We start from the raw sequence: 20621 nt of genomic DNA on the forward strand, positions 1-20621 counted from the left end.
AGTGCCAGGTTATATTCAAGTCGTTATTGCGCCGGCCCTTCCTGAACCACCCGAATCACTCGTTGTGGAAACGGAATATCAATGCCCGCGTCCTTCAAGCGATCCCGTGCCAGCTCATTGAGCATGAACATCACGCTCCAATAGTCCGCGGTCTTGACCCAGATACGCAACGACACCGTGATCGCACTGTCGCCCAAGGTGGAAATCACTGCTTCAGGCGCCGGATCCGCCAGCACGCGTTCATCCTTGGCCAACTCAAGCAACACTTCCCGGGCCTTTTGCAGGTCGGCCTGGTAATCCACGCCGACATCGAACACGACCTTGCGGGTCGGCTGGCGGTTGGTGTTGGTGATGATGCCGTTGGAGAGATTACCGTTGGGCACGATGACGGTCTTGTTGTCACCGGTGCGCAACACCGTGTGGAAAATCTGGATGCTGTCGACCGTACCAGCCACGCCCTGGGCTTCAATCCAGTCACCGATGCGGAACGGACGGAACAGCAGGATCAGCACGCCACCGGCGAAGTTCGCCAGGCTGCCTTGCAAGGCCAGGCCAATCGCCAGGCCGGCGGCACCGATGGCGGCGACGAACGAAGTGGTTTCCACACCGATCATCGAAGCGACGCTAACGATCAGCAATATCTTCAGGATGATGTTGGCCAGGGTGCTGATAAACCCTTGCAGGGCCAGGTCAGCGTTACGCAGGGCCAGCAACGCACCCAGTTTCTGCGTCACTTTGTTGATCAGCCACCAGCCGATGGCCAGGGTGATGACGGCCAGCAGCACGCGGCTGCCGTATTCCATGATCATGGGAATCCAGGCCTGGGAAGCCTTGACCAGGTTGTCCACTTCAGCGTTCAAGTCCATCTAATTCTCCTTATTCCTGTTGCACGCGGCATTGTGTGGCGAGGGCGCTTGCTCCCGCTGGGCTGCGTAGCGGCCCTATTGATGGGTGCTGCGCACCCAAGCGGGAGCAAGCTTCCTCGCCACGGTAACCGCGAAAATCCGAAATCAGTCGCGGAAATTATTGAATTGCAGGGGCATGTCGAATGCTTTGGCGCGCAGTGCCGCAATGGCTTCTTGCAAGTCGTCACGTTTCTTGCCGGTGACCCGCACCTGCTCGCCCTGGATGGCGGCTTGTACCTTGAGCTTGGCGTCCTTGATGTGAGCGACGATCTTCTTGGCCAGCTCCTTATCGATGCCTTCCTTGAGCACGGCTTCCTGCTTCATCAACTTGCCCGAGGCATAGGCGTCCTTGACTTCAAGGCACTGCACATCGATCTTGCGCTTGACCAGCGCCAGCTTGAGGATCTCGATCATCGCCTCGAGCTGGAAGTCGGCCTCGGCGGTCAGGTTCACGGTCAGGTCTTTTTCCTTGAACTCGAAACTGCCCTTGCCCTTGAGGTCATAACGACGGTCGAGTTCCTTGACGGCGTTTTCAACCGCGTTGGTGACTTCGTGCTTGTCCAGTTCGGATACCACGTCGAATGACGGCATGTAGTGTTCTCCAAATAAAAAGGCGCGCCAGTATCAACGGCGCGCGCTTGGCTTGTGGTTAAAATCGGGCTCATTATAACGGCTCTTTTCCTGCCGACACTGCGAGCCCTCCGATGCCTGCATCAATCCGAGCAAAAAACTGATGTCGACCACTTGGCATGTCCTCGGGGCCGGCAGCCTCGGCACGTTGTGGGCGGCGCGCCTGGCCCGGGCCGGGTTGCCGGTGCGGCTGGTGCTGCGCAGCGAAGCGCGCTTGCAGGCCTACCGCAACGCCGGTGGCCTGACCCTGGTGGAACAAGGCCAGGCGCAGTGTTACCCGGTGCCGGGCGAAACGGCGGACAGCCCGGCGCCAATCAAGCGCCTGCTGCTCGCCTGCAAAGCCTACGACGCAGAAGCAGCCGTGAATTCGGTGGCCCATCGCATGGGCGCCGAATCGGAACTGATCCTGCTCCAAAACGGCCTCGGCAGCCAGGATGCGGTGGCCAACTGTGTGCCCCAGGCCCGTTGCATCAGCGCCTCCAGCACCGAAGGCGCGTTCCGCGACGGTGACTGGCGCGTGGTGTTCGCCGGCCACGGCTATACCTGGCTGGGCGACCCGGCGCACCCGGTCGCGCCGTTCTGGCTGGACGACCTGACCGCCGCCGGCATTCCCCACGAATGGAGCGCCGACATCCTCACCCGACTCTGGCGCAAGTTGGCGCTCAATTGCGCGATCAACCCACTGACCGTGCTGCATCACTGCAAGAACGGCGGTTTGCAGGAACACCGCTGCGAAGTCGCGACCTTGTGCGCGGAGCTCACTGACCTGCTCGAACGTTGCGGCCAGCCCGCGGCGGCTGAGGATTTGCAGCCGGAAGTCGAACGGGTGATCCAGGCCACGGCCGCCAATTACTCCTCGATGTACCAGGACGTCGCCAATCGGCGTCGCACCGAAATCAGCTATTTGCTCGGTTACGCCTGCAAGGTCGCCCAACGCCATGAGCTGAGCGTGCCGCATCTGGAACAGCTGCGCCAGCGACTGATTGCCCACTTGGACAACCTCGGATTGCCCAGCGACTGAGCAGCGGCTACGCTGGCCTCGTGTTCCTTCTTAGCGACGAGTCTGATGCCATTGCGCCAGCGCCTTGAAAACCTCCCGGTCGGCCAGAAACTGCTGGCCGCCCTGTTGGTGTTGTTGACCACTGTCCTGCTGGTGGCCAACCTGACCTTTATCAGCGCCGCCTACTACATTTCCCAGGAAAGCATGGCGCCCCAGGCCCTGCAGACCATTGGCCGGCTGATCGCCAATCCGAGCCTGATCTCCGACGCCCTGCAATCGCCCCAAAGTGCCCAACGCCTGCTCGACGAGCTCAACAGTTATGCACCGCTGCGGGCGGCGGCGCTGTACGACGGCCAGGGCGAGCGCCTGGCACAGCTGCAACAGGGCGAAAAGCTCAAGCTGCCGGACCATTACCGCAACATACAAGCCTGGCAAGCGGGTGAGTTTCGCAGCAACAAGGTCATTACCCTGCCCCGTCCGGGCACCGAGCCCGGCCACCTGTTGCTGGTGGCCAGCAGCGAATTGCCCACGGCGTTCTACACCGGCACCCTGACCGCCAGCCTTGGCATCCTGATTTTCAGCGTGTTGCTGTGGCTGGTCATTGCCCAGCAGATCAAACGCCTGATCACCCAGCCGATCCATCAGCTCGAAGAGCTGTCACGCCAGGTTACCCGCGAGGAAAACTATGCCCTGCGCGCCGCCCGGGGCAACCATGATGAAATCGGCAGCCTGGCCGAGGCGTTCAATACCATGCTGTCGCGGATCGAAGCCCGGGAACAGCAACTCAAGCGCGCGCGGGACGACTCCCAGGCCGCCTACGACCAGGCCCAGGGCCTGGCGGAAGAAACCCGCCATACCAATCGCAAGCTGGAGCTGGAAGTCCAGGTGCGCAGCAAGATCGAGAAAAAACTCACGGGCTTCCAGAATTATCTCAACAGCATCATCGACTCCATGCCGTCGGCGCTGATCGCCCTCGACGAACAACTCTACGTGACCCAATGGAACCAGGAAGCCAGCGCCCTCTCCGGCACGCGCCTGGACGAGGCCTTGAACCAGCCGATCTTCCTCGCCTTCGAACCACTCAAGCCGTACCTGCCCCAACTCAAGCAGACCGTCGAGCAACACACGGTGGCCAAGATCGAACGCGTCACCTGGACCAAGGACGACGAAGCCCGGCATTACGCCCTGACCTTCTACCCGTTGATGGGCGGCGCCGGGCGTGGCGTGGTGATCCGCATCGATGACATCACCCAGCGCCTGTCGCTGGAAGAAATGATGGTGCAATCGGAAAAAATGCTCTCGGTCGGTGGCCTCGCGGCGGGCATGGCCCATGAAATCAACAACCCCTTGGGCGCCATCCTGCACAACGTGCAGAACATCCGTCGGCGGCTGTCACCGGAATTGCCAAAGAACCTCGAACAGGCCGAGCAGTTGGGCATCGAATTGCCGGTGGTCAACCGCTACCTGGAAAGCCGCGAGATTCCGCAGTTGCTCGACGGCATCCAGCAAGCCGGCGCCCGGGCGGCGAAAATCGTCACCCACATGCTCAGTTTCAGCCGGCGCAGCACCCGGCAAATGGCGCCTTGCGACCTGCCCGCACTGATCGACCAGGCGGTGGAAATCGCCGGTAACGACTTCGACCTGGCGATCGGCTTCGACTTCAAGGGCCAGGCGATCATCCGCCAGTTCGACCCGAACCTGGGGCCGGTGCCCGGCACGGCCAACGAACTGGAACAGGTGCTGCTCAATCTGCTGAAAAACGCCGCCCAGGCGATTCATCAGCGCCAGGACGACAGCGAGCCCGGGCGTATTATCCTGCGCACACGGTTGAATCCGCCGTGGGCGGAAATCCAGGTCGAGGACAACGGCATCGGCATGAGCGAGAACGTGCGCAAGCGCACCTTCGAACCCTTCTTTACCACCAAGGAGATCGGCCAGGGCACCGGCCTTGGACTGTCGGTCTCATATTTCATCATCACCAACAACCACAAGGGCCAGATGGAAGTGCAGTCGGCGCCGGGCCAAGGCACCTGCTTCACGCTGCGCCTGCCCCTGGCGGGCACGTCGATGGTGGCCCAGGAAAACAAACAACTGGAGCGCTGAGCATGGGCTTTCGCCTGTCGAAGATTTACACCCGCACCGGCGACAAAGGTGAAACCGGGTTGGGCGATGGTCGCCGCGTGGCAAAGGATCATCCACGGGTCGAGGCCATCGGCGAAGTGGACACACTGAACAGCCAGTTGGGCTTGTTGCTCGCCGGGCTGGCCGAGGAGTCCGTCCGGCATTCGGCGCTGGAGGAAGTCATCGCAGTGTTGGCGCCGTGTCAGCACCGGTTGTTCGACCTGGGTGGTGAGCTCGCGATGCCGGCGTACCAAGCCTTGAACGTGGCGGAAATCGAGCGGCTGGAAGCGGCGATTGACCTGTGGAATGAAGAACTGGGGCCGCTGGAAAACTTCATCCTGCCCGGCGGCTCTTCCTTGATCGCGCAAGCTCACGTCTGCCGAGCCCTGGCCCGCAGCGCCGAACGTCGTTGTCAGCAACTGAACGCGGTGGAGCCGTTGGCCGGGCCGGGGCTGGCCTATATCAATCGGTTGTCGGATCTGCTGTTCGTGACCGCGCGGGTCATTGCCCGGCGGCAAGGGGTGGCGGAGGTGCTTTGGGTGGCGGCGGCCAAGCCTGAGGGCTGAATCGTTCTTGAGGCCGCCATCGCGAGCAAGCTCGCTCCCACAGGGGTTCTGTGAAGGCCGAAGATCCCGTGTGGGAGCGAGCCTGCTCGCGATGGCGTCAGCGGTTACACCACAAAATCAAGCCTCAGGCCAAAACGCCCGAATCCCCGCCACACCCTGCGCCCCGGCCTCCCAGGCTTTTTGCTGCTCGCCAAGCCCCACCCCGCCCAACAGATAGACCGGCCGGTTGAAGCCCTCGATCAACCGCGCCGCCTCTGCCCAGCCCAACGGCTGCGCATCGGGATGGGTCTGGGTCGGCTGCACCGGCGAAAGGGTGACGAAGTCCACATCCATCTGCTGCGCCAGGGACAGTTCCTCGGCGTTATGGCAAGAAGCCGCCAGCCAACGGTCCTTGCCGAATGGTCGACCGGCCGAGGCATGCTTGCGCAGTTGCGCAGCGGTAATGTGCCAGCCAGCGGAAGGAAAATCCCCCAGCCACTCGAACGGTCCCTTGAGCATCAGTTGGGCCTTGCCGGCACACAACCCCACCGCATCCACCGCCAGATCGCGGTATTGCGGGTCGTAGCCGTTGGGCGCACGCAACTGGACCAACTTGATCCCGCCGGCAATCGCCTTCTGCAGGCCGCGCAGTAAGGCTGGCGTCTCAAGGCCTTCCGGGGTGATCAGGTATTCACCCGGCAAACGGGCCGCCGCGACGATCGGCTGGTTGGCCGCTGGAAACTCATGATTCGTCAGGTCTCGGGCCGTCACCCAAGCCAACGGTTGACCTTCGGCGCCATGGGGTTCGCCACTGAACGCCGAAACTTCCCAGACGTCCAGCAACACCTGTTTGTCCGGGTAATCGTGACGCACCTTGATCAACGGCCGGGCAGCGTCGACGACAATGCCCAGTTCCTCATGAAGCTCGCGGGCCAGGGCCGTCTCGACGGACTCATCGGCCTCGACCTTGCCGCCAGGAAATTCCCACAGGCCACCCTGGTGTTGGGTGTCGGCCCGTCGGGCAATGAGGATTTTGCCGGCAGCGTCGCGGATCACCGCCGCCGCCACATGGACTCGTTTCACCGCGTAGTTTCCTCCAGGCCAGCTTGTTGCCACGCCTTGAACGCCGGCCATTGATATAGGGTTTGGACGTAGGCCTCATCGACCTCCGGCAGTGCCACTTGATAAGTGCGCAAGCGTACGGCAACCGGGGCAAAAAATGCATCGGCCAGGCTTACGCGGCCAAACAGGTAGGGACCGGTTTCGGTCGCCGCCGCACGGCATTCGGCCCACAACGCCAGCATCCGCTGGATGTCCGCCTGCACGTCGGATGGCATCGGTGACAACGGCGCATCGTGCAGCAGATCCATGGGCATATGGTTGCGCAGGGCGAAAAAGCCGCTGTGCATCTGCGCACAGGCCGAGCGCGCCTGGGCCCGGGCAGCCACGTCCCTGGGCCAGAGATTGGCCTCGGGAAATTGTTCGGCCAGGTATTCGGCAATCGCCAGGGAATCGGAGATCACGCCGAATTCGGTCTTGAGCAACGGGACCTTGGCCGTGGCTGAATATTTGAGCAGCTTTTCACGGGTATCCGGCTGGCCGAGCCTGACCAATTCTTCGGTGTACTTCGCGCCGGTCAGCGCCAGGGCGAGCGCGCCGCGCATGGACCAGGAGGAGAGATCTTTGTCGCCGATGATCAGGTGCAGGCTCATGTGGATTCCTTTCTTGTGGTTCTGAGGTGTCTGTTCTGTTGCCATCGCGAGCAAGCTCGCTCCCACAGGGGGCTTGTAGTGTGAACACTATCGATATCACCCAACAGATCCACTGTGGGAGCGAGCTTGCTCGCGATTGGAGCAGCTCGGTCCCGAGCGTATTAAGTCCGGTACTCAGCGTTGATCTTGACGTACTCGTGGGACAGGTCAGTCGTCCAGATCGTTTCGCTGCAATCACCCCGTCCCAACTCGATACGGATGGTGATTTCTTCCTGCTGCATCACCGCCGCGCCCTGGGCTTCGGTGTAGGTGGCAGCGCGCGCACCTTGGCTGGCGATGCAGACCTCACCGAGGAACACGTCGATCTTGCTCACGTCCAGCTCAGGCACGCCGGCCCGGCCGACGGCGGCAAGGATCCGGCCCCAGTTCGGGTCGGAGGCGAACAGCGCGGTCTTGATCAGCGGCGAGTGCGCCACGGTGTAGCCGACATCCAGGCATTCCTGGTGGTTGCCACCGCCGTTGACCTGCACGGTCACGAACTTGGTCGCGCCTTCGCCGTCACGGACGATGGCCTGGGCCACTTCCATGCACACTTCGAACACTGCCTGCTTCAGGGCAGCGAACAACGAACCGCTGGCCTCGGTGATTTCCGGCAGGTTGGCCTGGCCGGTGGCGATCAGCATGCAGCAGTCATTCGTGGACGTGTCGCCGTCGATGGTGATGCGGTTGAACGACTTGTTGGCGCCGTCGAGCATCAGGTCTTGCAGCACTTGTCGCGAGACCTTGGCGTCAGTGGCGATGTAGCCGAGCATGGTCGCCATGTTCGGGCGGATCATGCCGGCGCCCTTGCTGATGCCGGTGACGGTGATGGTCACGCCGTCATGCTGGAACTGGCGACTCGCGCCCTTGGGCAGCGTGTCGGTGGTCATGATGCCGGTGGCGGCCGCGGCCCAGTTGTTTTCCGACAGGTCATCGAGGGCGGCTTGCAGCGCGCCTTCGATCTTCTCCACCGGCAGCGGCTCGCCGATCACACCGGTGGAATACGGCAGCACCTGGCTGGCGTCGACGCCGGTCAGCTCAGCCAGCTTGGCGCAGGTACGCTCGGCGGCGGCCAGGCCTGGCGCGCCGGTGCCGGCGTTGGCGTTGCCGGTGTTGGTCAGCAGGTAACGCACCGGCCCTTGCACGCGTTGCTTGGCCAGGATCACCGGCGCGGCACAGAAGGCGTTGAGGGTGAACACGCCCGCTACGGTCGAGCCTTCGGCGCAACGCATGACCACCACATCCTTGCGCCCGGGGCGCTTGATGCCGGCCGAGGCAATACCGAGTTCAAAACCGGCAACCGGGTGCAACGTGGGCAACGGACCAAGACCAACAGCCATGAATGCGCTCCTTAATAAAATGTATTCAGCATCGTCCTTATCAAGACGATTGATCAAATGGCAAAACGCCGCGACAAGAGACTCTTGTCGCGGCGCGGGTCGTTCAGCGTTGAAACGGGATTATTGGATCTGCCCGTGGCAATGCTTGTATTTCTTGCCCGAACCGCAGTAGCACAGTTCGTTACGGCCCAGCTTCTGCTCGTTGCGCACCGGTGCGGTCGCCAGGGCGACATCCACATCGACGCCCTCTTCGGCGACCACTTCCAGGCCAGGGGCTTCGGCGTGTTCGAACTGCATGCGCGCGGCCAGGGCTTCGGCTTCCTGGCGCAGGCGAGCTTCTTCTTCGGCCGGATCTTCGCGGCGAACCTGAACATGGGACAACACACGGATCGAGTCGCGCTTGATCGAATCGAGCAACTCGGAGAACAGCGTGTAGGACTCGCGCTTGTACTCCTGCTTCGGGTTCTTCTGGGCGTAACCACGCAAATGGATACCGTGGCGCAGATGGTCCATGGTCGACAGGTGATCTTTCCACAAGTCGTCCAGCACCCGCAGCACGATCTGCTTCTCGAAGGAACGCAGGGCCTCGGCGCCCGCCTGGTCTTCCTTCTCGTTATAGGCGGCGATCAGTTCGGCCAGCAGTTTTTCACGCAGGGTTTCTTCGTACAGGTGATCGTCTTCGTCGAGCCATTGCTGGATCGGCAATGCCACGCCGAAGTCGCTCTGCAAGGCGGCTTCCAGGCCGGCGACGTCCCACTGTTCCGGCAGCGATTGCGGCGGGATGTGGGCGCTGACAGTGGCGTTGAGCACGTCCTGGCGGAAATCGGCGATGGTTTCGCCAATGTTGTCGGCGGCCAACAAACTGTTACGCATGTGATAGATCACTTTACGCTGTTCGTTGTTGACGTCGTCGAACTCGAGCAATTGCTTGCGGATATCGAAGTTGCGGCCTTCGACCTTGCGCTGGGCCTTCTCGATGGCGTTGGTCACCATGCGGTGCTCGATCGCCTCGCCTGGCTGCATGCCCAGGGCCTTCATGAAGTTCTTCACCCGGTCAGAGGCGAAGATGCGCATCAGGCTATCTTCCAAAGACAAGTAGAAACGGCTGGAACCGGCGTCGCCCTGGCGACCGGCACGGCCACGCAGCTGGTTGTCGATACGACGGGATTCGTGACGCTCGGACGCGATCACCTGCAAACCGCCGGACTCGAGCACCTGCTGGTGACGCTTCTGCCAGTCGGCCTTGATCTGCGCGATCTGCTCAGGCGTCGGGTTTTCCAGGCTGGCGACTTCCACTTCCCAGTTGCCGCCCAACAGGATGTCGGTACCACGACCGGCCATGTTGGTGGCGATGGTCAGCGCACCCGGGCGACCGGCCTGGGCGATGATCTCGGCTTCCTTCTCGTGGAACTTGGCGTTGAGGACCTTGTGCTCGATGCCTTCCTTGTCGAGCAAGGCGGACATGTGCTCGGAGGTCTCGATGGTGGCGGTACCCACCAGGATCGGACGGCCCTGGGCCATGCCTTCCTTGATGTCGTTGATGATCGCCGCGTACTTCTCTTCGGCGGTCAGGAACACCAGGTCGTTGTAGTCTTTACGAGCCAGCGGCTTGTTCGGCGGAATCACCACCACTTGCAGACCATAGATCTGGTGGAATTCGAACGCTTCGGTGTCCGCGGTACCGGTCATGCCGGACAGCTTGTTGTACAGGCGGAAGTAGTTCTGGAAGGTGGTCGAGGCCAGGGTCTGGCTCTCGGCCTGGATGTTCAGGCCTTCCTTGGCTTCGATGGCCTGGTGCAGGCCTTCGGACAGGCGACGGCCCGGCATGGTACGGCCGGTGTGCTCGTCCACCAGCACGACCTGGCCGTCCTGCACGATGTATTCGACGTTGCGATGGAACAGCTTGTGGGCACGCAGGCCGGCATAGACGTGGGTCAGCAGGCCCAGGTTATGGGCCGAGTACAAGCTCTCGCCTTCAGCCAGCAAGCCGACGCGGGTGAGCATTTCCTCGATGAACTGGTGACCGGCCTCGTTGAGTTCGACCTGGCGGGTCTTCTCGTCAACGGTGTAGTGCCCGGCCTGGGTCACTTCGCCTTCGACTTCCTCGACGTGCAGCTTGAGCTGCGGGATCAGTTTGTTGATCTCGATGTACAGCTTGGAGCTGTCCTCCGCCTGACCGGAAATGATCAGTGGGGTACGGGCTTCGTCGATGAGGATGGAGTCGACTTCGTCGATCACGGCAAAGTTGAGTTCACGCTGGAATTTCTCTTCCATGCTGAACGCCATGTTGTCGCGCAGGTAGTCGAACCCGAATTCGTTGTTGGTGCCGTAGGTGATGTCGGCGGCATAGGCGGCGCGCTTCTCTTCCGGCGGCTGGAACGGCGTGACGACGCCGACGGTCAGGCCGAGGAATTCGTAGAGCGGGCGCATCCAGTTGGCGTCGCGGCGGGCCAGGTAGTCGTTGACCGTCACCACGTGCACGCCCTTGCCGGACAATGCATTGAGGTACACGCCCAGGGTCGCCACGAGGGTCTTGCCCTCACCGGTACGCATTTCAGCGATCTTGCCTTCGTGCAAGGTCATGCCGCCGATCAACTGAACGTCGAAGTGGCGCATGCCCATGACCCGCTTGCCGGCTTCACGGGCGACCGCAAAGGCTTCGGGCAGGAGCTGGTCAAGGGTTTCCCCTTTGGCGATGCGGTCCTTGAATTCGGCAGTCTTGGCGCGTAACTGATCGTCCGAAAGGGCCACCATTTGCTCTTCGAAGGCATTGACAGTCTGTACCGTCTTGAGCATGCGCTTGACTTCACGCTCGTTCTTGCTTCCAAAAAGTTTCTTTAACAAAGGCGCAAACATATCGGCAGGATCTTCCACACTAAAGGGATGGAGGGCGGCCCCATGAGTCGCCCGTGCAGCCCTCATGGCCGCATGCGAACGAGCATTCTACCCGGAAACGATGGAGAGGAAAGTGGCGTTATTCCACGATGCTGGCACAGCGCTGTGACGGGGCCACACTAAAATAAGGGCTTTTGCGCGAACTTCAACCCGCAAGGTGCAGAAGTTACTCATTGATTGTGTAGCTAAAAGCCGCTGGGCGAGAGGGTCGAGGCGCATCCGGCGCTTTCTGCTACCATGGCGCCTCTGTCATTTGCGGTACTCATTCATGGCCTTTCGCCCTCTTCCAGCCAAGGCACCCGCCGTTCTGCTGCGCGAAGCCAAGCCGCTGAAAGCCATCTTCGGCCACGCCCGGCGCCTGGGCCACCTGCAGCGCCTGCTGGACAGCCAGTTGCAACCGGCCGCGCGCGAACATTGCCACGTAGCGTCGTGGCGCGAAGGCAGCTTGTTGTTGATCGTCACCGACGGCCACTGGGCCACGCGCCTGCGCTACCAGCAAAAACGCTTGCTGCGCCAACTCCAGGCGTTCGAAGAATTCGCCAACCTGACGCGGATCCTGTTCAAGGTCCAACCGCCTACTGTCCAGGTCGGCGCCAAGGGGCATACGCTGGATTTGTCCACCGACGCCGCCGCGACCATCCAGGCCACCGCCGATGGCATCAGCGATCCCAACCTGCGGGCGGCGCTGGAGCGGTTGGCGGCCCATGCCAGGCCCAAGGATTGAAATTTTCGGCGGTTGTCAGATAGCTATCGCGAGCAAGCTCGCTCCCACAGGGGATCTTCAGCGGACGCACATTTTGCGTTCGACATCGCTCCACTGTGGGAGCGAGCTTGCTCGCGATAGCGGCAGGTCAGCCAGCCTATTTTCGCCTGCCAGACCGCCTTCGCGAGCAGGCTCGCTCCCACAGGGGATCTTCAGCGGACGCACATTTTGCGTACGACATCGCTCCACTGTGGGAGCGAGCCTGCTCGCGAAGGGCGGCGACTCGGTCCCAACTACCGGCGGCGCTTGCTGCCCCCCAGCAACGACCCCATCAACCCACGCACCAACTGCCGGCCCAATTGATTGGCTGCCTGGCGCATCGCCGATTTAAGTGCCTGGCCAGCCGCCGTGCCGAGGAACTCGCCGGCTTGTTCGGTGAAGCTGGGCGCTTCAGCCGCCGGCTTGCTCGGTACCGCTTCGGCCTGGGGCTCCAGCCCCTTGCGCCCCATCAGCACCTCATAGGCCGACTCGCGATCAATCGGCTTGTCGTAGCGCCCTTGCAACGCTGAACTGGCGATCAGCCCGGCGCGCTCGGCCTCGCTCAATGGCCCGATCCGCGATTGCGGCGGCGCCACCAGCACGCGCTGGACCATTTCCGGCGTGCCTTTTTCCTGCAAGGTGCCCACCAGGGCTTCACCGATGCCCAGTTCAGTCAACACCGCCAGGGCATCGAACTGCGGGTTGGGCCGGAAACCATCGGCCACCGCCCGCAGGGATTTCTGTTCCTTGGCCGTGAAGGCTCGCAACCCGTGCTGGATGCGCAAACCCAATTGCGCCAGCACGTCGTCCGGCAAGTCGCCGGGCGACTGGGTCACAAAATACACCCCCACGCCCTTGGAGCGGATCAGCCGCACCACTTGCTCCAGGCGTTCCTGCAACGCCTTGGGCGTACCGGCGAAAAGCAAGTGCGCCTCGTCGAAGAACAGCGCCAGCAGCGGCTTGTCCGCATCGCCGCGCTCGGGCAATTGCTCGAACAGCTCGGCCAGCAGCCACAGCAGGAACGTCGCGTAGACCTTCGGCGCTTCGTGGACCAGGCGGCTGGCGTCGAGCAAGTGGATGCGGCCGCGGCCATCGCTGGCCGGTTGCAGGATGTCTTCAAGCTGCAAGGCCGGTTCGCCGAACAACGCGTCCGCGCCCTGCTGCTCCAAGGTGGACAAGCGCCGCAGCAGCGCCTGGCTGGAGCCGGTGGTCATCAGCGCCGCATCATCCCCCAGTAACTCGGGATTGTCCTTGAGGTGATTGAGCAGCGCCTTCAGGTCCTTGAGGTCCAGCAGCAACAGGCCCTCGCGATCGGCGACCTTGAACGCGGCATAGAGCGCCGATTGCTGGCTGTCCGTCAGTTCCAACAGGCTGCCGATCAACAACGGCCCCATCTCGCTCAGGGTGGTGCGCAGCGGATGACCGGACTGGCCGTGGATATCCCACAAGGTCACCGGATAAGCCTGGGGTTTGTGATCGAGCCAGGGCATGCCCGCGATACGCTCGGCGATCTTGCCCTGAGGGTTGCCCGCCGCGCCGAGGCCGCACAGGTCGCCCTTGATGTCCGCCGCGAACACCGCCACGCCGGCATCGCTGAACATTTCCGCGAGGCGCTGCAAGGTGACGGTCTTGCCGGTACCGGTGGCGCCCGCCACCAGGCCATGGCGGTTCGCCAGGCGCATGGCCTGGCCGATGGGCTGGCCGCTGAGGTCGGCGCCGATAACGAGTTGCGATGAGTCAGGCATGTGGTCACCCGTGGTGTTTGCGATATGACGCCATTTTGCACGCTTATATAAAAGCATGCCTGGGGCATTAAGGCCTCGGCAGCAGGAATAATAGCTGGGAACCCGGGCTGGCCCTATCGCGAGCAAGCTCGCTCCCACAGGGGGTTGTGGTATGCACAGATCCCGTGTGGGAGCGAGCTTGCTCGCGATGAGGCCCTGTCAAACCCAGCAATACGCCACTGACACCCCGTCACCACAACCCCAACCGAACATCTATTCTTCATGAAGGTCAACACAGGAGAACACAGACCGGAGGGATGTTCATCGTGCATATCGCGGACATAACCATGTTCTACGCCCCTGCCAGCGGAGGCGTGCGCACTTACCTGGATGCCAAGCACCGGCGCCTGGGCGATCGGCCCGGTATTCGTCACAGCCTGTTGATTCCCGGCGCGCATTTGAGCGAGCACGACGGAATCTACAAGGTTCCGGCCCCTGCGCTGCCGTTCGGCAAGGGCTATCGTTTTCCCCTTCGCCTGGCGCCGTGGCGCAATGTCCTGCGCGATCTGCAGCCGGACCTGATCGAGGTCGGCGACCCGTACCTCACCGCCTGGGCCGCATTGGATGCCCGTCGTCAGCTCGATGTGCCCGTCATCGGCTTCTATCACTCCGACCTGCCATTGTTGGTGAGCAACCGCATGGGCAACTGGTTCACTCCCAACATCGAAGCCTACGTCAGCAAGTTATATGGCAATTTCGACCGGGTCCTGGCCCCAAGCCAGGTCATGGCCGACAAACTGACCGGGCTGGGGGTCAAGAACGTCTTCGTGCAACCCTTGGGCGTCGACCTGCAAACCTTCACCCCCGCCGCCCGCGACCCGGAACTGCGGGCCGAGCTGGGCATTGCCGAAGACACGCGCCTGCTGATTTTCGCCGGTCGCGGCTCCAAGGAAAAAAACCTGCCGGTGCTGCTCAAGTGCATGAAACGCCTGGGCGAGCGCTATCACCTGTTGCTGGTGGGCTCGTCGATGCCCGCCGTGGTGCCGGACAACGTCACGGTGGTCGATGAGTTCTGCCCGGCGCCGCAAGTCGCCCGGCTCATGGCCAGCGCCGATGCCCTGTTGCACGCCGGTGACCAGGAAACTTTCGGCCTGGTGATCCTCGAAGCCATGGCCAGCGGTATTCCCGTGGTGGCCGTGGCGGCCGGGGCCTTCACCGAAATCGTCAATGAGGACTGCGGGTTGCTGTGCACGCCCAACAACCCGCAGGCCATGGCCAATGCCGTGCGGCAACTGTTTGCCGAAGGCTGCCAGCGCCGTGGTGCACTGGCGCGCCGGCATGTGGAACGGCATTACGCTTGGGATACCGTGGTCAACAGTTTGCTGGGGCATTACCACGCCGTGCTCGGCGAACAGCTACCGCTGCTGGCCAATGGTTGAGGCGAGGTCCGTGTCGATGAGTTCCTCACCCAGCGTGCTTTTGGTGCTGCACGACGTGGCTCCGCAAACCTGGCCCGATTACCAGCCCTTCGTCGAGGCCGTCGATGCCCTCGGCCAGGTGCCGATGACCTGGCTGGTGGTGCCGGATTTTCATCGCAACAATGCCTTGGAGGCTCACCCCGGCTTTCGGCGCCTGCTCGACAGTCGGGTGGAGCGTGGCGATGAGCTGGTGTTGCATGGCTACTACCATTGCGACGACGGCCCTGTTGCCCGTCACCCCAAGGATTGGTTCATGCGCCGGGTCTATACCCACGAAGGGGAGTTCTACAACCTGTCCGAGCAAGCCGCCCTCGCCCGCCTGCGCGCCGGGATCGACACCTTTGAGCGTTACCACTGGCCGCTGGAAGGTTTCGTCGCCCCGGCCTGGCTGATGAGCGAAGGCACGCGTCGGGCGTTGCGCCAGTTGCCGCTGAGCTACACCAGCGATACCCAACACCTCTATCGCTTGCCCGACTTTACCGCCATCGACGCGCCGGGCCTGGTCTGGAGTGCCCGCAGCGCCTGGCGCCGTGGCCTGTCGAAAGTCATCAGCGACCAGCGTGAACAGCGCTGGCGCCAGGCCCCGGTGATTCGCCTTGGCTTGCACCCGGTGGACATGCGCCACGGATTTTCCCGCGACTATTGGCTGCGCACCCTCGAACGCCTGCTCAACGACGGTCGCGTGCCGATGACCAAGGTCGGCTGGCTGGCGACCCAGGGGCTGCCGGCCCGTAGCGCCGCATGAAACGGCTGATCTGGCTGGGCGCCGCGCTGCTCACGGCGCTATTGGTGCCGCTGCTGGTCGGCGGCGGGGAAATGTGGTCGCGGGTGCAGCGTTTTCCCTTGTCGCTGCTGCTGGCCATGCTCGGCATGATCGTGCTGTGCTGGGGCTTGAACTCCGTACGCTTGCGCCTGTTGCTGGGTGAATACCGTGGACGCATCGGCCGGTGGAAAAGCATGGGCGTGGTGATGTCCACCGAGTTCGCCATGTGCGCGACGCCCGGCGGCAGTGGCGGCCCGCTGACGTTGATGGCCCTGCTAGCGCGCAACGGCGTGCGCCCGGCCCATGGCAGCGCGGTGTTCGCCATGGATCAACTGAGCGACTTGCTGTTCTTCCTCTGTGCCTTGGTGGGCATTCTGTTCTACGCGCTGTTCCAGAACCTCAGCCAGCGCCTGGAATGGATGCTGGCGTTGAGCGCGATTTCATTGTTTGGCGGGCTGTTCGGCTGCGTCCTGGTGGCCCGTTATCATCGTCGATTGATCCTGCTGGGCGCTCGGGTGCTGCGGCACTTGCGGGTAAAGACCACCACCCGCCGACGCTGGGGCCGCAAGATCCTGAACTTCCTCGCGGCGTTCACCGACACCTTGAAATTGCCGCGACGGACCCTGTTCCAGGTCTTCGGCCTGACCTGCCTGCATTGGGCGCTGCGCTACAGCGTGTTGTACCTGGCCTTGAAGGGACTCGGGGCGGACTTGCAGTGGGCCTGGAGTTTCCTGATCCAGATGCTGTCCTTGAGCGCGGGACAGTTCAGCCTGCTGCCGGGTGGCGCCGGGGCGGCCGAACTGACCTCGGCGGCGCTGCTGGCGCCCATGGTGGGCAAGTCCACCGCGGCGGCGGCGATCCTGATCTGGCGGGCGGTGACCTATTACTTCTACCTGGTGGCCGGCGGGCCGGTGTTTTTCCTGATGGTCGGGCGGCCGTTGATCAAGAAGCTGATCAGGCTCAGGCAAGCCTGACCGGTCACGGCTTTTGTTCGGCCTCGTCCTGGGGATGCAGTTGCTCCCACAATTGCGCGGCGTCGGGAAACTCGGTGCCGTCCTCCGGGCTCAATGCGTCAGGGTCGTAGCGGCTGAGGCAGCCTTCGCCCAGGGTGACTGGGGCCTTGGAGGTGGCTTTGTCCAATGGATCGGTCATGGCGCAGCGTTGCTCCTTGAGCGGTATGAATCACTGTGGCGAGGGAGCTTGCTCCCGCTCGGCTGCGCAGCAGTCGTAAAGCCTGCCTATTCTATTTTCCCGGTGCACGGTGTTGAATGGTTTTGGGTCTGCTTCGCAGCCCAGCGGGAGCAAGCTCCCTCGCCACGGGGCATCGTTGTTCTTTAGTCAATGAAAAGGCCTGGCGATCGCTCGTCCAGGCCCTTCGAAGTGTTGTCAGAAGACCACGGTCTTGTTGCCGTGCACCAGCACCCGGTCTTCCAGGTGATAACGCAGACCGCGGGCCAACACCATTTTCTCGACGTCACGGCCGAAACGCACCATGTCTTCGATGCTGTCGCTGTGGCTGACGCGCACCACGTCCTGCTCGATGATCGGGCCGGCATCCAGCTCTTCGGTCACGTAGTGACAGGTGGCGCCAATCAGCTTCACACCACGCATCGAGGCCTGGTGGTACGGCTTGGCCCCGACGAACGACGGCAGGAAACTGTGGTGGATGTTGATGACTTTATGGGCGTACTCGCTGCACAACGCCGGCGGCAGGATTTGCATGTAGCGGGCCAGCACCACCACTTCGGCGTCGTGCTGCTTGACCAGCCGCGAGACTTCGGCGAATGCCGGCTGCTTGTCTTGCGGGTTGACCGGCACGTGGTAGTACGGGATGCCGTGCCATTCCACCATGCTGCGCAAGTCATCATGGTTGGAGATCACACAGGCGATGTCGCAATCGAGCTCATCGCTGTGCCAGCGGTGCAACAGGTCAGCCAGGCAGTGAGACTCACGACTGGCCATCAGCACCACGCGTTTTTTCTGCGCGGTGTCGGTGATGCGCCAGTCCATCGAGAACTCTTGGGCAATGGGTGCGAACGCTTCACGGAAGGCTTCGATACCGAAGGGCAGCGAGTCGGCACGGATCTCGTGACGCATGAAAAACCAACCGCTTTGATTGTCCGAGTGATGGCTCGCTTCGGTGATCCAGCCGTTATGGGACGCCAGAAAGTTACTGACTTTAGCAACGATGCCGACGCGGTCCGGGCAAGCAATCACCAGACGAAAAGTGCGCATTAGGGAAACTCCAGAACTTCGCAAAGGCGGCCATTCTAGCCATTGCGCGGCAAAACTGCAGTATCGATGACACGCCGGAGCCTGGGCGACCGCCCCAGGCCATGGCCGGCGAGGCCTGGCAAGGCCGGCTATATGTGTGAATAGATGTGAAGACACTGTCACGGTATTTAACTGCAACAGGCTTTTTTGTGGCGCAGCACTAATTAATTAAATAAAACATCGGTTAAATGTTTACTTGATGAAACTGTCTGATTACTATTGCCGCACTGTCTCCTTGTCACCCGCGTCCTACATAAGGTAGTCCACATGTCCTTGATCAATGAATACCGCGCCACAGAAGAAGCCATCAAAGAACTGCAAGCTCGCCTGAAAAATCTGTCGCAAGACGACAAACTGCAAACCGAGCTGGAATTCGAAGGCAAACTGCGCACGCTGATGGGCGAATACTCCAAGTCGCTGCGTGACATCATTGCCCTGCTGGATCCAGAAGCCAAGTCGAGCAAAGCGCCACGTGGCGCCGTCAAAACTACTGGCACCAAGCGCGCTCGCAAAGTTAAGCAATACAAGAACCCGCACAACGGCGAAGTCATCGAAACCAAAGGTGGCAACCACAAGACGCTGAAAGAGTGGAAAGCCAAGTGGGGCGGTGACGTGGTAGAAGGCTGGGCAACCCTGCTGGGCTAAGCCTCGCCGCGTCGCATGCTTCTTTGCGAACAAAAAAACGCCAGCGATTGCTGGCGTTTTTTTATGCCTGTCATCTTTTCAATTCATAGCGACTCAAGGCTTAAACGTTTGCGCAATTGCTGGCTGTAGCCTTGCCATTGCATGAGTACTTCTCGCTGCATGGGTGTCGACAGGTCCAGCCACTCTCCCATCGCCTCGTCAAAACTTTGCAAGGTATTAGGCGCTCCCCATTCCGGGGCGGACAGACGTTGTTGACAGAAAAGTCTCCAACGCCCCTGCTCTTCGGGATCCAAGGTGTCTGGAAAGTTGCGTGCGCGATATCGGAACAATAGTTCCGGTAGACGCTCATCATCGAAAGGCCAGCGCTCTTGAGCCAATTGCGCCGGGTCCGCCATGCGCACTTGTTCACATAAACGCCGATCGCGGTCGCCCAAGAAGCCTGCGTATAACTGTTGCTCGGGATCCTCGCTGGCGGTGAAATCTTCGTGGCCATAAATAGCCTGAAGTTTATCTTGCCAAACTTTCTGTGCGTCAGTTAGCCGCAATGCCCGCTGTTGGTAACCCTCCATGTCCAGCGCCAGCCGCTGTTGGTCCTCGAGGCGCAGCACCGACAACGGCGCGACCACCGGGCATTTGTTGATATGGATAAGCTTGAGCGGCACTGGCAGCTCACCTTCGAGCAGTTCTTCACGGCGGGTATACAACCGTTGGCGCAGGCTGTCGGCGTCGTGGTCCAACAAGCCCTGGGGGTCCAGGTGCAGGTCGCAGACAATCAGGGCGTTGCGGTTTTTCGGATGCCAGGCCAGGGGCAGGACCACGCCGATGTAGTTGCGCGCCGCCGAGAAGCGACCGGAAATATGCACCATCGGCTGCAACAGGCGGATCTGGTCCATCACCTTCTGTTTGCTGCGCAACTGGAACAGCCAGTCGTAGAGCCGGGGCTGCTGCTGGCGGATCAGGCGAGCCAGGGCGATGGTCGCGCGCACGTCCGACAACGCGTCGTGGGCCTGGCCATGGTCGATGCCGTTGGCGGCGGTCAGGCGTTCGAGCTTGAGGCTGACGCGACCGTCTTCCTGCGGCCAGACAATGCCCTGTGGGCGCAGCGCATAGGCCGCGCGCACCAGGTCGATCAGATCCCAGCGACTGTTACCGCCCTGCCATTCCCGCGCGTACGGGTCGAAGAAGTTTCGATAAAGGCTGTAGCGGGTCATTTCATCGTCGAAGCGCAGGGTGTTGTAGCCGGCGCCACAGGTACCGGGCGCGGCCAGTTGGTCGTGGACACGGGTCATGAAATCGGCTTCGCTCAAGCCTTTTTCGGCCAGGCAAGTCGGGGTAATGCCGGTAATCGCACAGGCCGCCGGATGCGGCAGGATGTCATCGCTGGGCCGGCAATACAGGTTCACCGGTTCGTCGATTTCATTGAGCTCGAAATCGGTACGGATACCCGCCACCTGCAAGGGCCGGTCGCAACGCGGGTTGATGCCGGTGGTTTCGTAGTCGTACCAGAAGATGGAAGTCACGGGCTGTTCCTGAACTGAAGACTGGCGAAGTCTAGGCGCTCGAACCCGCCTGCGACCAGCAGTGCTGTAACTTTTGAATGCCAACACACGGGTCCACCCCATGCCCCATGTGGGAGCGAGCTTGCTCGCGATGGCGGTGGGTCAGCTTGCATCCCTGTTGAATGGGCTGCCGTCATCGCGAGCAAGCTCGCTCCCACAGTTGGTCTGCGGTGCCTGCGAGTGCAATCCCGGCATGGAGGTACAGACCGTGTTCGCCCTCCCAATCCTGTTGCAAACCATGAAATGACC

At 61.9% G+C, this 20621-nt stretch carries 18 protein-coding genes; 8 read left to right on the forward strand and 10 right to left on the reverse strand.

Annotated elements, in window-relative coordinates:
* Window positions 1–23: 23 nt before the first annotated feature.
* Both ACLH0I_RS23165 and ACLH0I_RS23170 read right to left on the reverse strand, forming a co-directional pair.
* Window positions 24–866: a mechanosensitive ion channel family protein gene (locus tag ACLH0I_RS23165; RefSeq protein WP_411385479.1), complete on the reverse strand. Its 843-nt coding sequence runs from the start codon at window positions 864–866 to the stop codon at window positions 24–26.
* Between the two features lie 144 nt (window positions 867–1010).
* Complete coding sequence (locus ACLH0I_RS23170) at window positions 1011–1496, reverse strand: YajQ family cyclic di-GMP-binding protein (RefSeq protein ID WP_186706362.1); 486 nt, start codon at window positions 1494–1496, stop codon at window positions 1011–1013.
* 142 nt (window positions 1497–1638) lie between these two features.
* Between ACLH0I_RS23170 and ACLH0I_RS23175 the strand changes: the two genes are divergently transcribed.
* The 3 genes from ACLH0I_RS23175 to ACLH0I_RS23185 are packed head-to-tail and all read left to right on the forward strand — an operon-like array spanning window position 1639 to window position 5222.
* Window positions 1639–2556 (forward strand): putative 2-dehydropantoate 2-reductase, encoded by a 918-nt coding sequence (locus ACLH0I_RS23175; protein WP_411385480.1) that lies wholly within the window; start codon window positions 1639–1641, stop codon window positions 2554–2556.
* Between the two features lie 45 nt (window positions 2557–2601).
* Entirely contained in the window at window positions 2602–4638 is a 2037-nt protein-coding gene (locus ACLH0I_RS23180; RefSeq protein ID WP_411385481.1) for an ATP-binding protein, read from the forward strand.
* Window positions 4639–4640: 2 nt separating this feature from the next.
* Complete coding sequence (locus tag ACLH0I_RS23185; RefSeq protein ID WP_411385482.1) at window positions 4641–5222, forward strand: cob(I)yrinic acid a,c-diamide adenosyltransferase; 582 nt, start codon at window positions 4641–4643, stop codon at window positions 5220–5222.
* 117 nt (window positions 5223–5339) lie between these two features.
* Here the strand turns inward: ACLH0I_RS23185 and ACLH0I_RS23190 are convergent, their stop codons facing one another.
* The 4 genes from ACLH0I_RS23190 to secA all read right to left on the reverse strand — a co-directional run bounded on the left by ACLH0I_RS23190 (window position 5340) and on the right by secA (window position 11148).
* The gene (locus tag ACLH0I_RS23190; protein WP_411385483.1) at window positions 5340–6284 is read right to left on the reverse strand and encodes a Nudix family hydrolase; all 945 of its coding nucleotides are present in this window, start codon (window positions 6282–6284) and stop codon (window positions 5340–5342) included.
* Window positions 6281–6913: a glutathione S-transferase family protein gene (locus ACLH0I_RS23195; protein ID WP_411385484.1), complete on the reverse strand. Its 633-nt coding sequence runs from the start codon at window positions 6911–6913 to the stop codon at window positions 6281–6283. The genes ACLH0I_RS23190 and ACLH0I_RS23195 overlap by 4 nt, the downstream gene beginning before the upstream one ends.
* 161 nt (window positions 6914–7074) lie before the next feature.
* Complete coding sequence (gene argJ, locus ACLH0I_RS23200; protein ID WP_250963403.1) at window positions 7075–8292, reverse strand: bifunctional glutamate N-acetyltransferase/amino-acid acetyltransferase ArgJ; 1218 nt, start codon at window positions 8290–8292, stop codon at window positions 7075–7077.
* Window positions 8293–8412: 120 nt separating this feature from the next.
* Window positions 8413–11148, reverse strand: coding sequence for a preprotein translocase subunit SecA (gene secA / locus ACLH0I_RS23205; RefSeq protein WP_411385485.1), 2736 nt, complete (start codon window positions 11146–11148; stop codon window positions 8413–8415).
* 307 nt (window positions 11149–11455) lie between these two features.
* On the opposite strand from secA, the gene ACLH0I_RS23210 reads away from it, so the two are divergent.
* Window positions 11456–11911: a DUF721 domain-containing protein gene (locus tag ACLH0I_RS23210; RefSeq protein WP_053124648.1), complete on the forward strand. Its 456-nt coding sequence runs from the start codon at window positions 11456–11458 to the stop codon at window positions 11909–11911.
* Between the two features lie 272 nt (window positions 11912–12183).
* Here the strand turns inward: ACLH0I_RS23210 and ACLH0I_RS23215 are convergent, their stop codons facing one another.
* Window positions 12184–13674 carry a helicase HerA-like domain-containing protein gene (locus ACLH0I_RS23215; RefSeq protein WP_411385486.1) on the reverse strand — a complete coding sequence of 497 codons (1491 nt, stop codon included), beginning with the start codon at window positions 13672–13674 and terminating at the stop codon, window positions 12184–12186.
* Between the two features lie 296 nt (window positions 13675–13970).
* On the opposite strand from ACLH0I_RS23215, the gene ACLH0I_RS23220 reads away from it, so the two are divergent.
* The 3 genes from ACLH0I_RS23220 to ACLH0I_RS23230 are packed head-to-tail and all read left to right on the forward strand — an operon-like array spanning window position 13971 to window position 16868.
* A complete protein-coding gene (locus ACLH0I_RS23220) occupies window positions 13971–15092 on the forward strand; it encodes a glycosyltransferase family 4 protein (protein WP_250963400.1) in 1122 nt (373 codons plus the stop codon).
* A gap of 16 nt (window positions 15093–15108) precedes the next feature.
* On the forward strand, window positions 15109–15876 hold the full coding sequence (locus ACLH0I_RS23225; protein WP_411385487.1) for a DUF2334 domain-containing protein: 768 nt from the start codon (window positions 15109–15111) through the stop codon (window positions 15874–15876).
* Complete coding sequence (locus ACLH0I_RS23230; protein ID WP_250963398.1) at window positions 15873–16868, forward strand: YbhN family protein; 996 nt, start codon at window positions 15873–15875, stop codon at window positions 16866–16868. The genes ACLH0I_RS23225 and ACLH0I_RS23230 overlap by 4 nt, the downstream gene beginning before the upstream one ends.
* A gap of 4 nt (window positions 16869–16872) precedes the next feature.
* Here ACLH0I_RS23230 and ACLH0I_RS23235 read toward each other — a convergent pair whose 3' ends face one another.
* Complete coding sequence (locus ACLH0I_RS23235; protein ID WP_411385488.1) at window positions 16873–17046, reverse strand: hypothetical protein; 174 nt, start codon at window positions 17044–17046, stop codon at window positions 16873–16875.
* A 234-nt stretch (window positions 17047–17280) separates the two neighbouring features.
* Window positions 17281–18129, reverse strand: a complete 849-nt coding sequence (gene purU / locus ACLH0I_RS23240; protein ID WP_207964954.1) for a formyltetrahydrofolate deformylase — start codon at window positions 18127–18129, stop codon at window positions 17281–17283.
* A 306-nt stretch (window positions 18130–18435) separates the two neighbouring features.
* Here purU and mvaT point away from each other — a divergent pair, with 306 nt between their 5' ends.
* Entirely contained in the window at window positions 18436–18813 is a 378-nt protein-coding gene (mvaT, locus tag ACLH0I_RS23245) for a histone-like nucleoid-structuring protein MvaT (protein WP_003205091.1), read from the forward strand.
* Window positions 18814–18896: 83 nt separating this feature from the next.
* On the opposite strand, the gene sbcB is transcribed toward mvaT, so the two are convergent.
* Window positions 18897–20333, reverse strand: coding sequence for an exodeoxyribonuclease I (gene sbcB, locus ACLH0I_RS23250; protein WP_411385489.1), 1437 nt, complete (start codon window positions 20331–20333; stop codon window positions 18897–18899).
* Window positions 20334–20621 lie beyond the last annotated feature (288 nt).

The sequence above is a fragment of the Pseudomonas sp. MPB03 genome (assembly GCF_046605385.1).
In the GTDB taxonomy this organism is placed as follows: Bacteria; Pseudomonadota; Gammaproteobacteria; order Pseudomonadales; family Pseudomonadaceae; genus Aquipseudomonas; species Aquipseudomonas zanjanensis.